This is a genomic window from Escherichia sp. E10V10, from assembly GCF_004211985.1.
Classification (GTDB): domain Bacteria; phylum Pseudomonadota; class Gammaproteobacteria; order Enterobacterales; family Enterobacteriaceae; genus Escherichia.
The window spans coordinates 1-13,352 of the sequence record NZ_RHJO01000036.1 but is presented as its reverse complement, the minus strand read 5'-3'; the positions used below and the strand labels follow the sequence as shown (position 1 = coordinate 13,352).

Sequence of the window (13,352 nt, the reverse complement as noted above, 5' to 3'; positions counted from 1 at the left end):
TTCAGCCCAGCGCGTCATATCAGCCGGGGTCAGCGGTGTGGTTCTGGCGTAGGTGAAGGCCATCATGACCCGCTCACCCGGCAATACAAATGCCACCTGACACTGGTACACATGCTCGTTACCCCGGAGAAACTGGCTCTGTATCTCCAGCCCTTCCTCTGCGTCATTAACCCCCACGCGGGTCACCTGCACGGGCGTGTAGCGCAGTTCTTTTACCTGCTTTTCCAGCTTTTTCATTTGCTGTTCAACCTGAGATGCTAATTCGTCTCCTTCCTGCATCTGGCCCCGGCTGATAATTAGTGCGGCGTCGGGATTGCTGAGCCGCAGCATATTAATGGTACTATCCTGAATAATATTTCCAGGAAAAGTTACAACAGCTTCATTAAGATAATACTCCGTCATAATGGCATGAGTCCTTTTTAATAAATGAATTGTTTATGGATTGGTTTTTATTTATTTTTTAGTCATGAAGGTAACGTCTATTGCCGTCTGAAGGGCTGTTTTCTCTAATGCTCCAGGCGGAGGTATATCTGCCGCTCTGTTATTCATATTTAAATCAAGCTGCCCTGATTGTGTATTTATTTTCCCATTTTCTGTTGCAGTAATATTAAAGTTCTTACAGGTTATATTAAATATCCCGTCACTGGTCATTTGCAGGATAGTTTCTCCGCAGCTAAGAATAATGGAATCTCCCGCAGCAAGGCGTAAATTCTGCACTGTCTGAATTGTTTTATCCCCTCCGGCGAGAGAGATATCATCTGTCTGGACTGTTATTTCTCACCAATAATCGCAGTTTCTGTTTTATCAATGACTTTAAGGCGATTATTGCCCACCCAATGGCTTTCATTATTATTTACTTCAATGCGTTGATCTTTCTCGGCATGCAACCAGATTTCTTCTCCGCCAGTTTTATCCTCAAAACGCAGGGCGTTAGCATTGGTTGGGCCGCCGCCGATGGTGTGGCTGTAAAACCCGCTTTGCGTCGCTGCGCCCGGTAGTCCCCACGGTGGCATGGTGTCCTGGTTGTATGTCCGCCCCACGATAATGGGTAAATCCGGATCACCATTTTTGAAATCCACCAGAACTTCCTGACCAATGCGCGGGATCTGAATGCCACCGAATCCTTTACCCGCCCACGGATAACTGACACGGACCCAGCAGGAACTGTTTTCATCATTCTTACCGTAACGATCCCAGCCAAACTGAACTTTCACCCGGCCATATTTATCTGTCCAGATTTCCTGTCCCGCCGGGCCGGTCACGATGGCGCTCTGTGGGCCTTTGGTGTGGGGTTTGCTCAGGGTTCGCTGCGGACGGTAAACTTCATTGGTGGGATGTAACTCAAAGCTGGTTGAGTAAGAGAAGTGCTGCTCCTGGCCGCTGTGTTGCGCATTGTCCTGTATAAATAGCGTGGTCTGTGCCAGCAGATATTCCCGGTTCACTTCGGCTGTCGGATAGTTTTCCAGGGTGAAGGTAAAACCTGTCATCAGGGTACGAATATTGCCGCTGCCCTGTACCCGACTACCGGGGCTCCGCTGTTCTTCCATGCGGATGCGTGTCAGCATTTCACCTTCACTCTTTGTGAAGTAGTCTCCCGGCCATTCATAGTGCTCATATTCAGCAAGGCCGGTTTCACGCGGATTAGCCACGGTGCTCTTCAGCAGTGAACGCGGCTTCATAAAGTCGAAATCATTCAGCACCCACTGTCCGCTGCGCAGGCTTTCATTTGCTGTGATGGTATGGATAAACTCCTTGTCCAGTTTCAGCCCTTTCTGGTAATAACACACCAGCGGCGAATCTGCGCATGCCTTGTGGACATTAATGGCATCAGCCAGCACTAACGTGTGACTGTTCTCGCTGTGCTCAAACCACCAGTAGATACCCCACTCCTGCATCAGGCGCTGAATAAAATCGAAATCTGTTTCACCGTACTGCACCTGCCAGGCGCGAGTCGGATAATTTTCCACCAGTCGTTTTTCGACTGGCCAGGGGTACTCATCCAGTACCTCATCCAGAATGTCCACCACGTTTTTATTCTGAAACGCTTTGTAGTCACTGGTGTGGGTCAGTATTTTTAACCACGGTTCGATCCGCAGTTCATACACCACCGAACGTCCTTGGTGACCAGCCACGCGTGCTGCCGTCACCAGCCCGCTGATATAACGTTTTCCGCCGCCATCCAATTCGATATGGACGCACAGATCTTTGCCCACCATCGGTTTGAGCTGCAGGTTGGCTGCGGGGGAAACATAGCCCAGGTTCAGGGTGTCAGGCGTTTTTAATTTAATAGAATAAGTAAATAGTTCCCCTACTGTTTCTGTACCCCCCAAGCTTGCAAACAGTAACATTCCATCAGGAACTGCGCTGCCGCTCAAAGTCACGTTATGTGTACCCGCTCCAACTAGTGCGCCGGATGGATAATCTGTAGCTGTAAAACTCATAATTAATCCTTTTAACTAGAAATGGTTCACTGCTAATAAGAAATCTTACAGAAAAGAAAATATGCAATATATTCGCCTGGCATAAAATACTTCAATACTTATGAGTGCTACTAAGAAACTATCAACCATATATACCATGAAGAATGCACCGTCATGTTAACCTGGTGAAAACATTCATCTGAAACACATTAATAAAACCAATGGAATTATTTAATTTGTCATTTGATATGATTATCATCAAGTCTTAAAATACGTTCTCCTGATCTAATTATGCTAAAACCATAGTATTCTTTTTTACTTCCGGAAGAGAGCATGTATTTTCCGATATAAATAACATCTGAAGATAGCTCACTTATGTCAATACATACGGGATCGAACTGACCAGTCACTCTTTTCAGTTTTATTGCATTGCCATATTTACCTTCATATAAAATGTAAATTGAAATCATATTCCCATCGTCTGGTTTTGAACAAACCCGTCCGTCTTGTAAATATATATTACCAGGCAACAATGGGCGAACATAATCACCAACAGTACATCCCGACAAAAAGAGCAACAAAAAAAATCTCTTCATATGACGCCCGCAGGAAATAAACCAAGCACATTTTTGTATTTTTCCGATAGAGTATTCACTGATTCAGTTGTATCACCTACATACTTAACATTTGCCAAATCAGCTACCAGTCCATAGTTAATCAACAGCCAATAATCAGCAACTATAGACGCTTGTTGTTCCATGGAATAAGAAGCAATTGACTGTAAATTAAGATCGCAATGATAATTTGCTGCCCAGGAAAATAAACCACGCAACTTAACTGAATACCCTTTCTGATATTGCCAAACATGCATCATTTCATGAATAAACAAGTGAGAAGCACCTGCTACTGTTTCACGACCACCAGGCATTGCTTGCGATGAAAAATCTGAACTATAAACAGCATCAGGATAATACATTTCCCCGTTTGGGGTCATCGCGGTTCTTCCCCCTTGACCTGGCAAATATTTTTCATTATGGATCCATACTTTGTTATAATCAATTGTATTCTCAAAAATCGATCTGGCTAATGTTAATTCACCAGATGTCATTCTCCTTAATGACATATCCTTCCTCCTGGAGATAATATTTTTCAGATAAAAAACAAACGCTATTTTATTATTTATTAAATAGGGTTCTCTTTGATGTTCAACATTTCTACTTTGTGCAGTATTGATGGCATCATCTTCATAGACAATGAAATCAAAGCAAGTTCTCAACGATTTCCATTACGATTCCTTAACATTAGTTCTCAGCATCTTTATTTATCCATCTTCAATATCAATAGTTAATGTAAATGATTACACGGATAACATAATTTTCATCAATTAATTAATATCTGTAAACGCTACCGCCCCACCCTGATATCTTAATCTGCACATAGCCATCTTAACGTTATGCCCCATACATTAGTAATGTAAATTAAGAATTCGGAATATATCAAATTCACTTCATAAATTAATATCGAGAATGATATACACATTAATTATATTGAAGTAATGTTTTAAGGGTTGTAATGTCCCTGGAACAGGATTAATTCAAGAAGTTTCTGTTGGGCAATAGCGCATTTATCACCCAATATCACTCTTACATTTTTTGACACTTTCTGTAACGTCGGTAACTGGTACATCTAGTCAGCAATTGTATTGGTATTTGGCGTATTACCCCTAAAGCCCGTCATGCGTTAGTCCCTCACTATTCAATGATAATCAGCGAAGACCCCCCCAGTGTCCACTGAAACCACTGGCGCTCAGAGCGACGAACGAGTGGTGAAAAAGTCGGCGACCGTCGAGTATCATCGAACCAAAAGTGGTTTTTCCGTCATAATTTCATCAGGTTGCGACTTTGTCGCTAGCCGCCATTATCCCCACACATTTATAGCGGGATTATTTTGCATCGTTACACGATAACGGGTAGGATTCTGCGCCGACAGTTATACCCATAAAGAATAATGGTGAATCTTGTCATCGCCAGGATGAATAAACATTGTTCATGGCAAGTTATATGACGTTTTTATTAAAGCAATCAGGGAGAGCAATGAGTAAACACGACACCGACACTTCAGATCAACACGCCGCGAAACGCCGCTGGCTTAATGCCCACGAAGAGGGGTATCACAAAGCGATGGGCAATCGTCAGGTGCAGATGATCGCCATTGGCGGCGCGATTGGTACTGGTTTGTTTTTAGGCGCGGGAGCCCGACTGCAAATGGCAGGGCCAGCGCTGGCACTGGTCTATTTAATCTGCGGCTTGTTTTCGTTTTTTATTCTGCGTGCATTGGGTGAGCTGGTGTTACACCGCCCTTCCAGTGGCAGTTTTGTCTCTTATGCCCGAGAGTTTTTAGGAGAGAAAGCCGCTTATGTTGCCGGTTGGATGTACTTCATCAACTGGGCGATGACGGGGATTGTCGATATTACCGCCGTCGCACTGTATATGCATTACTGGGGCGCATTTGGTGGCGTGCCGCAGTGGGTCTTTGCGCTCGCTGCGCTGACCATCGTTGGCACCATGAATATGATTGGTGTGAAATGGTTTGCGGAGATGGAGTTCTGGTTTGCGCTTATTAAAGTGCTCGCCATTGTGACCTTTTTGGTCGTGGGTACAGTGTTCCTCGGTAGCGGTCAGCCGCTGGATGGCAACACCACTGGCTTTCATTTGATTACCGATAACGGTGGTTTCTTCCCCCACGGTCTGCTGCCTGCTTTGGTGTTGATTCAGGGCGTAGTGTTTGCTTTTGCCTCCATTGAAATGGTGGGTACAGCGGCCGGAGAATGTAAAGATCCGCAGACCATGGTGCCTAAAGCGATTAACAGTGTGATTTGGCGTATTGGCCTGTTTTACGTCGGCTCCGTGGTGTTGCTGGTTATGTTATTGCCGTGGAGCGCGTATCAGGCGGGGCAAAGTCCGTTCGTGACGTTTTTCTCTAAACTGGGTGTGCCATATATCGGCAGCATTATGAACATTGTGGTGCTGACCGCTGCCCTCTCCAGCCTGAACTCTGGTCTGTACTGCACCGGGCGTATTCTGCGCTCGATGGCGATGGGCGGTTCCGCACCGAGTTTTATGGCGAAAATGAGCCGTCAGCATGTGCCGTATGCCGGGATTCTGGCGACGCTGGTCGTTTATGTTGTTGGCGTATTCCTCAACTATCTGGTGCCGTCTCGCGTATTTGAGATTGTCCTGAACTTCGCGTCGCTGGGAATTATCGCCTCGTGGGCGTTTATCATCGTGTGCCAGATGCGCCTGCGTAAAGCGATTAAAGAAGGCAAAGCAGCGGATGTCAGTTTTAAACTGCCTGGCGCGCCCTTCACTTCCTGGCTGACATTACTGTTTTTACTGAGTGTCCTGGTGCTGATGGCGTTCGATTACCCGAACGGGACTTATACCATCGCGGTGCTGCCGATTATCGGTATTTTGCTGGTTGTGGGTTGGTTTGGTGTGCGCAAACGCGTTGCCGAAATTCACAGCACTGCGCCAGTCATCGAGGAAGATGAAGAAAAACAGGAAATTGTGTTTAAACCTGAAACGGCGAGTTAATTGCAAAATTGCCCGGTTTAAAGCCGGATGCGGCGTAAATGCCTAATCCGGCCAACAAACTCAATATAAATCAAATAATCATGCATATTTCAGGCCTGATAAGACGCGACAGCGTTGCATCAGGCATTGTGCTCCGCTTGCCGGATGCGGCGCTAGCACCGCATCCGGCCTACGAAAGACAAACTCCCCTGTGTCGATTACAGCGCAATACGAATCACATCGTCCGGCTGGGTAGCTTCCTGCTGTTTAGTGGATTTTTGTTTAACACTGACATACAGCGTTTTGCCATCGGCAGACAGCGCCAGGCTATTCGGATGAGTCGGCGTATCGAACGTTTTCACCACCTTATAGCTTTTCGCATCAATCACACTAACTTTACCCGCCTGACGATGCGTCACGTAGGCTTCATTACGCGCTGGGTTAAACAGCACAGCCAGTGATTCCGGTGCCGCAACCTTCGCCAGAATATTGCCATTACGGGTATCGACCACTAACACTTCTGCCGCTTTAGAGTCGGTGATAAATGCACGCTGATTGGCGGTGTCGAGGCTGATGTTGATAAAGAAGTGCTCTTTGCCGTCATCCAGCAGCTTTTTACGGCTGAGGATTTTATTGTCGGCAGTGTCGATGGTAATCAATTCGCCGTCAGCGTTAGTGGTGTAAAGACGTTTGCCTTTACTATCCAGCGCTAAACCAGTGCTCATTTTACCGGTGTTCTGGATGGCGGTTTTCAGTTTGATATTCTCGCCATCAACGACCCAAATCACGCTCTCTTTGCCAATACCACTGATGTAAACCGTGTTTGTGGCATCGTCAGCTACCAGCTCACGCGGTTGCAGCGGGCGCACCTCTTCCGTGCGCTTACGATCATCCAGCACCAGACGCCCTTTCACTTCGCCCGTTTTGGCATCTATCGCCGTGACCGCGCTGTTTACGGTGTTACCAAACCACAACGTTTGAGTAGCGTTGTTAATGGTGGCGCCAAATGGCTTGAGATCGTTATGAATCGCCAGAGTCACTTCCAGAGTGACCGGATCAAGACGATAAACTACGCCGCCTTTATCCAGTTTGCGGCTTTGCGAAGTGGCGAGCCACAGCGCGTTTTCTTGCTGGCTATAAGCCATTTCGTAGGCACCTTTACCTACCGCTTTACGCAGCATTTCTTCTGCGGCCTGCGTACTGAATGATGAAGCAACAAGCAATGAACCTAACAGTAATGAACCACGCAGGCGCGATGAAAACAGATGACGTAAATGCATGACGACTCCCTTTGATGAACCGATATTTTTGCTGCTTCACAATGCTTCGCTGAGCGTAATCATCGTTACACCCTTGTTATAAATGGGAATGGTAATCATTATTTTCTCAAATGTGGAGTATTTCTTGCCGTTACGACTACAATTTTCTCAATTACTTAACGTATTGTGCCGTTTCGTTTTCCATAAATTTACAATTTTATTACCATGACGACGTTTTCCCATTCTTAACCTGGCTTTTTTCATGAACATTGTTTTCGTTCGACAGACCGTTTTGCCCGCACTGATTGCCCTTTCCCCTTCCGCTTTTGCAACCAATGAACAAACCATGATTGTCAGTGCCGCGCCACAAGTGATTTCCGAGCTGGATACGCCAGCAGCAGTAAGCGTGGTGGATGGCGAGGAGATGCGCCTGGCAACACCGCGCATCAATTTGTCTGAATCACTGACCAGCGTGCCTGGTTTGCAGGTACAAAACCGGCAGAACTATGCGCAAGATTTACAGCTGTCGATTCGCGGATTTGGCTCCCGTTCCACTTACGGAATTCGCGGTATTCGCCTGTATGTGGACGGTATTCCCGCCACCATGCCCGACGGACAAGGGCAAACATCCAACATCGATTTAAGCAGTGTGCAAAATGTGGAAGTGCTGCGTGGCCCCTTCTCTGCCCTGTATGGCAACGCGTCTGGCGGGGTGATGAATGTCACTACTCAAACCGGGCAACAGCCGCCAACCATTGAAGCCAGTAGTTACTATGGCAGTTTTGGCAGCTGGCGCTATGGGCTGAAAGCAACGGGCGCAACGGGCGACGGCACACAGCCTGGCGATGTCGATTACACCGTCTCAACCACGCGTTTTACGACCCACGGCTATCGTGACCATAGCGGCGCACAGAAAAATTTAGCCAATGCCAAACTGGGCGTACGCATTGATGACGCCAGCAATGTAAGCCTGATTTTCAATAGCGTGGATATCAAAGCAGATGATCCTGGTGGATTAACCGAAGCAGAATGGAAGGCGAATCCGCAACAAGCTCCACGCGCTGAACAGTACGACACGCGAAAAACCATCAAGCAAACTCAGGCTGGGCTGCGCTATGAACGTAGCCTGAGCGTGCAAGATGATATGAGTGTGATGATGTATGCCGGGGAGCGAGAAACGACCCAGTACCAGTCAATCCCGATGGCCCCCCAACTTAACCCGTCGCATGCGGGCGGCGTGATTACTCTGCAACGCCATTACCAGGGGATAGACAGCCGCTGGACACACCGTGGCGAGCTGGGCGTTCCGGTCACGTTCACTACCGGCCTGAACTACGAAAACATGAGCGAAAACCGCAAAGGCTACAATAACTTCCGACTGAATAGCGGCGTGCCGGAATACGGGCAAAAAGGTGAGTTGCGCCGCGACGAACGCAATCTGATGTGGAACGTCGATCCCTATTTACAGACGCAGTGGCAGCTGAGCGAAAAACTGTCGCTGGATGCTGGCGTGCGCTACAGCTCCGTATGGTTTGATTCCAATGATTATTACGTTACTCCGGGTAACGGCGATGACAGCGGTGATGCCAGTTATCACAAATGGCTACCAGCCGGATCGTTAAAATATGCGATGACCGATGCCTGGAATATCTATTTGGCAGCCGGGCGCGGTTTTGAAACACCGACGATTAATGAACTGTCTTATCGCGCTGATGGGCAAAGCGGTATGAACTTTGGTTTAAAACCATCCACCAACGATACAATTGAGATCGGCAGTAAAACGCGTATTGGTGATGGATTGCTTAGTCTCGCATTGTTCCAGACCGACACCGATGATGAAATTGTTGTCGATAGCAGCAGCGGTGGGCGTACGACTTACAAAAATGCCGGAAAGACCCGTCGTCAAGGCGCTGAACTGGCGTGGGATCAACGTTTCACCGGAGATTTCCGCGTAAAAGCGTCCTGGACCTGGCTTGATGCCACATATCGCAGCAATGTTTGTAATGATCAGGACTGTAACGGTAACCGGATGCCAGGGATCGCCCGTAATATGGGCTTTGCGTCTTTGGGGTATGTGCCGGAAGAAGGCTGGTATGCAGGCACGGAAGCGCGTTATATGGGCGATATTATGGCAGATGATGAAAATACGGCAAAAGCGCCGTCTTATACTCTCGTAGGCTTGCTCACCGGCTACAAATATAATTACCACAATTTAACTATGGATTTATTTGGTCGTGTCGATAATTTATTCGATAAAGAATATGTCGGATCGGTGATTGTTAATGAATCAAATGGTCGATATTACGAACCAGCTCCCGGGCGTAATTATGGTATTGGAGTAAATTTCGCCTGGCGGTTTGAATAACCACATTGATGCCCGGTATTTGCCGGGCATTTTTAATTTAACGGCAGTATTGCTGGCACAACATAGCAACGTTTTTTTGCATAATTTCAGCAAGACAATGTCTGCATCCCTCTTTGTCTTTTGCTTTTAACGCGGCGAATAGTACATGATAGCTTTCTATATGCTCACGTAATTCCGCTGGATTAATCGCTTCATAAAGATAATGTAAACCAGGTCCCATCCTGACCCATAATTGCTCAATCATTTCACACAGAATGGGCATATTTGAGCGATGGTAAATCGCTAAGCGGAATAGTCTGTTTGCATTAATGAGTTGTTCAATATCGCCATTTTCTTGCGCCTGCTGTAATTTCTCGAGCAATTCCTGTAGTTCCACTATGTCTTGCGAGGAAATGTTTTCAACGGCCTGGACAACTGCCATTAATTCCAGTTCGTAGCGGATCCGATTGATTTCGTCTAATTGACTTTGCCTCACTTCCGGTACTGTAAATGCTTGTGCAGGTGCGACAGAGAGCGCATTAACGGAAACCAGGCGTAATAGTGCTTCGCGCACAGGTGTAATACTCATACCTAATTGTTCCGCCAGATTTTTAGTGATCAAGCGTGCGCCAGGTTTCAGTGCGCCAATACTAAGCTGATGTTTTAGGTCGTTCTCAACCTGCATAGTCAAACTGATATGCGGTATTTTTTCCGTTCCAGGCATGTTATTTCCTTCACGTGTATTCGTTCCAACTCTGCCGGTATAGCAGAAGTCGTTTACCTGGTGTATGAAGCTGAATAATCATTATCCACTCATCTTTATTGTTATTAGCCGTCGAACAGTGATGTGGTTAGTTAATTAAAGCTGGAAATAAGATTTTTGCCTGGATTTTTGTGGCGGCTTTACGCCGCCGTCGTATCTTTAGTCATCACCCGCGACGCGAATAACAACTTTACCGAAGTTTTTGCCGTTCAGCAGGCCAATAAACGTCTGTGGGGCGTTCTCCAAACCGTTGGTAACTTGTTCACGATAGTGAATTTTTCCCTCTTTTACCCACTGCCCCATCTCTTGCTGAAACTCATGGATGCGGTGTCCATAATCCTGACTAATAATAAACCCTTGCAAGCGAATGCGTTTTTTCAGCACTGTTGCCATCAACAGGGGTAAACGATCCGGACCGGACGGTAGTTCTGTGGCGTTATAGCCGCTCACTAAGCCGCAGACGGGAATACGCGCGGATGTATTAAGTAAAGGTAGCACTGCATCAAACACCTTCCCGCCAACGTTTTCATAATAGATATCAATCCCTTTCGGACACGCTTTCGCCAGCTGCCCGGCAAAATCATCCGCGTGGTGGTCAAGGCAAACATCGAAGCCCAGCACCTCGGTAGCATGGCGGCATTTTTCCGCGCCACCGGCCACCCCAACTACCCTACAACCTTTAAGTTTTCCGATTTGCCCCACCGTCGCACCCACTGGTCCTGTCGCCGCAGCTACCACCAACGTTTCGCCCTCTTTGGGCTGACCGATATCCAGCAGGCCCATATAAGCGGTAAAGCCAGGCATCCCCAGCACACCCAGCGACCACGAAGGATTTTCCGGATGATCGCCAAGCTTCACCAGTTCATCGCCACTGGATATGTCATAGTCCTGCCATCCACTGTAGCCCAGCACCCAGTCGCCAGGCTGGTAATCAGGATGATTCGACTCCACGACACGGCTCACCGTACCGCCGACCATCACCCCGCCAATATCAACGGGCGGTGAATAAGATGGCTCATCGCTCATACGTCCACGCATATACGGGTCCAGTGACAGATAAACTGTACGCAATAACACCTGTCCTTCACCCGGTGTGGCGACATCATCTTCTTCAAGACGAAAATTCTCCGGAACCGGCGCGCCATGCGGACGCGAGGCCAGAACCCAACGGCGGTTACGCTGCTTTTGTTGCCCCATAATGCTCTCCTGTGCTTTTGGCATGAATCCATCAATAGTAGCAGGCTCACGGGATTGGTTTTGTTTGCAGCCGTCACATCCCCTCTGCGACACGTGATAATTTCATCAAGGAATCCGTTGCTTCGGGCTGTTTTCGATAGTATTGATAACATCATCATCAATATTTAATCGAGGCCAGACATGTCCATCCGTTTTGCCTGCAAAGCCGATTGTGCTGCTATTGCGGAAATTTATAACCACGCCGTGTTGTATACGGCGGCTATCTGGAATGACCAAACAGTGGATGCAGATAACCGCATTGCCTGGTTTGAAGCGCGGACTTTAGCAGGTTATCCGGTGCTGGTGAGCGAGGAAAGCGGCGTAGTGACTGGATATGCCTCGTTTGGCGACTGGCGTAGTTTCGATGGTTTTCGCCATACCGTGGAACATTCGGTTTATGTCCATCCAGATCATCAGGGCAAAGGTCTTGGGCGTAAATTGTTAAGCCGATTGATTGATGAAGCGCGGGATTGCGGGAAGCATGTCATGGTCGCCGGGATCGAATCGCAAAATCAGGCCTCGCTGCATCTCCACCAGTCGCTGGGATTTGTCGTCACCGCACAAATGCCGCAGGTAGGCACTAAATTTGGTCGTTGGTTGGATCTGACATTTATGCAGTTGCAACTCGACGAGCGCACTGAACCGGACGCGATTGGATGAATCAGTCGCTCACCCTTGCCTTTTTGATTGCCGCCGGAATTGGCCTGGTGGTGCAAAACACGCTGATGGTGCGCATCACCCAGACGTCCTCAACCATTCTCATCGCCATGCTGCTGAACTCCCTGGTGGGGATTGTGCTATTCGTCTCCATTTTATGGTTTAAACAAGGGATGGCAGGGTTTGGCGAATTGGTTTCCAGCGTGCGTTGGTGGACACTGATTCCTGGCTTGCTGGGATCATTTTTTGTCTTTGCCAGTATCAGCGGATATCAAAACGTTGGCGCGGCAACGACCATTGCAGTACTGGTCGCCAGTCAGTTGATTGGAGGGCTGGTGCTGGATATTTTGCGTAGCCATGGCGTGCCATTACGGGCGCTGATCGGCCCAATTTGTGGCGCAATTTTACTTGTGGTTGGCGCCTGGTTGGTGGCCAGACGCTCGTTTTAATCACACGATAGTGCCGCCTTTGGTTAACTGTTCGTGGCGAGCTTCCATATCTTCTTTATGCTTACGCCCGTGATGAGCGATTGCTGTACGCAGACGTTGCTGCTGAGTGTAACGTTCTTCCCGACTTAACTCTGCGTCATCGCTCAGGGCGATTAATAATTCGTTCATATGGGCAATGACGCTCTCATCAATCGCTGCATCCACGCGTGCGATGACCTCTTCCAGATGCGACATACTTTCTCCTTAGCCACTTGTGAAAATTATCGATTCTCCCAAATGATATAAGTCTGCGTTGTGCCGTCAAGCTAGTGCTCAAGATTTAAAACAGCGAAAACAGTAGCGCCACTGGAAAACTCATCGGCCAGGTCACCGCCACCAGGAAGGCGCTCAGAAAACGAATGTGCTTCTTCTCGTGGGAAAGAAACCAGGTAATAACAAACGCGATAGCTGCCATAACAGCATAAAAAACAAGCAGGTATTGATAAAGAGACATGTACGGGCGTCCAGCCAGAGGAATAAAACGCGCGCAAATATGCGTTATTTTTTGACGTACATCAAGTTTTACAACCCATTTGAGATATTTCCATAACCCGGGAGCTGCCCTTGTCCATCTTCAGAATGAGTATTATTGTGTAGTGGCATAGTGAATTTG

The 13,352-nt window shown here is 47.6% G+C and carries 12 protein-coding genes and 1 pseudogene; 4 read left to right on the top strand and 9 right to left on the bottom strand.

Annotated elements, in window-relative coordinates; all coding sequences use genetic code 11:
• The 4 genes and pseudogenes from D9736_RS22285 to D9736_RS22270 form a co-directional block, all read right to left on the bottom strand.
• Positions 1-402: DcrB-related protein (locus D9736_RS22285; protein WP_130259180.1), on the bottom strand; the 402-nt coding region annotated here is incomplete at its 3' end.
• Positions 403-453: 51 nt separating this feature from the next.
• Positions 454-2,441, bottom strand: a pseudogene (gene tssI / locus D9736_RS22280) (type VI secretion system tip protein TssI/VgrG).
• A 218-nt stretch (positions 2,442-2,659) separates the two neighbouring features.
• Positions 2,660-3,016, bottom strand: a complete 357-nt coding sequence (locus D9736_RS22275) for a hypothetical protein (RefSeq protein ID WP_130259179.1) — start codon at positions 3,014-3,016, stop codon at positions 2,660-2,662.
• On the bottom strand, positions 3,013-3,543 hold the full coding sequence (locus tag D9736_RS22270; RefSeq protein ID WP_130259178.1) for a type IV secretion protein Rhs: 531 nt from the start codon (positions 3,541-3,543) through the stop codon (positions 3,013-3,015). Before D9736_RS22270 ends, D9736_RS22275 begins: the two co-directional genes overlap by 4 nt.
• A 970-nt stretch (positions 3,544-4,513) precedes the next feature.
• On the opposite strand from D9736_RS22270, the gene ansP reads away from it, so the two are divergent.
• Positions 4,514-6,013: an L-asparagine permease gene (gene ansP / locus D9736_RS22265; protein ID WP_130259177.1), complete on the top strand. Its 1,500-nt coding sequence runs from the start codon at positions 4,514-4,516 to the stop codon at positions 6,011-6,013.
• A 197-nt stretch (positions 6,014-6,210) separates the two neighbouring features.
• On the opposite strand, the gene D9736_RS22260 is transcribed toward ansP, so the two are convergent.
• Positions 6,211-7,272, bottom strand: coding sequence for a YncE family protein (locus D9736_RS22260; RefSeq protein ID WP_130259176.1), 1,062 nt, complete (start codon positions 7,270-7,272; stop codon positions 6,211-6,213).
• A gap of 241 nt (positions 7,273-7,513) precedes the next feature.
• On the opposite strand from D9736_RS22260, the gene pqqU reads away from it, so the two are divergent.
• Positions 7,514-9,616 (top strand): TonB-dependent receptor PqqU, encoded by a 2,103-nt coding sequence (gene pqqU, locus D9736_RS22255; protein ID WP_130259175.1) that lies wholly within the window; start codon positions 7,514-7,516, stop codon positions 9,614-9,616.
• A 37-nt stretch (positions 9,617-9,653) separates the two neighbouring features.
• Here the strand turns inward: pqqU and mcbR are convergent, their stop codons facing one another.
• Positions 9,654-10,319 (bottom strand): colanic acid/biofilm transcriptional regulator McbR, encoded by a 666-nt coding sequence (mcbR, locus tag D9736_RS22250; protein WP_130259174.1) that lies wholly within the window; start codon positions 10,317-10,319, stop codon positions 9,654-9,656.
• 198 nt (positions 10,320-10,517) lie between these two features.
• Positions 10,518-11,555 (bottom strand): NADPH-dependent curcumin/dihydrocurcumin reductase, encoded by a 1,038-nt coding sequence (curA, locus tag D9736_RS22245; protein WP_130222662.1) that lies wholly within the window; start codon positions 11,553-11,555, stop codon positions 10,518-10,520.
• A 180-nt stretch (positions 11,556-11,735) separates the two neighbouring features.
• Here curA and mddA point away from each other — a divergent pair, with 180 nt between their 5' ends.
• Both mddA and D9736_RS22235 read left to right on the top strand, forming a co-directional pair.
• Complete coding sequence (gene mddA / locus D9736_RS22240) at positions 11,736-12,254, top strand: L-methionine sulfoximine/L-methionine sulfone acetyltransferase (RefSeq protein ID WP_130259173.1); 519 nt, start codon at positions 11,736-11,738, stop codon at positions 12,252-12,254.
• Positions 12,251-12,700 (top strand): DMT family transporter, encoded by a 450-nt coding sequence (locus D9736_RS22235; protein WP_001548534.1) that lies wholly within the window; start codon positions 12,251-12,253, stop codon positions 12,698-12,700. The genes mddA and D9736_RS22235 overlap by 4 nt, the downstream gene beginning before the upstream one ends.
• Here the strand turns inward: D9736_RS22235 and ydcY are convergent, their stop codons facing one another.
• Both ydcY and D9736_RS22225 read right to left on the bottom strand, forming a co-directional pair.
• On the bottom strand, positions 12,701-12,934 hold the full coding sequence (gene ydcY, locus D9736_RS22230) for a DUF2526 family protein YdcY (RefSeq protein WP_130219310.1): 234 nt from the start codon (positions 12,932-12,934) through the stop codon (positions 12,701-12,703).
• An 85-nt stretch (positions 12,935-13,019) separates the two neighbouring features.
• Complete coding sequence (locus tag D9736_RS22225) at positions 13,020-13,193, bottom strand: GhoT/OrtT family toxin (protein WP_130219308.1); 174 nt, start codon at positions 13,191-13,193, stop codon at positions 13,020-13,022.
• Positions 13,194-13,352 lie beyond the last annotated feature (159 nt).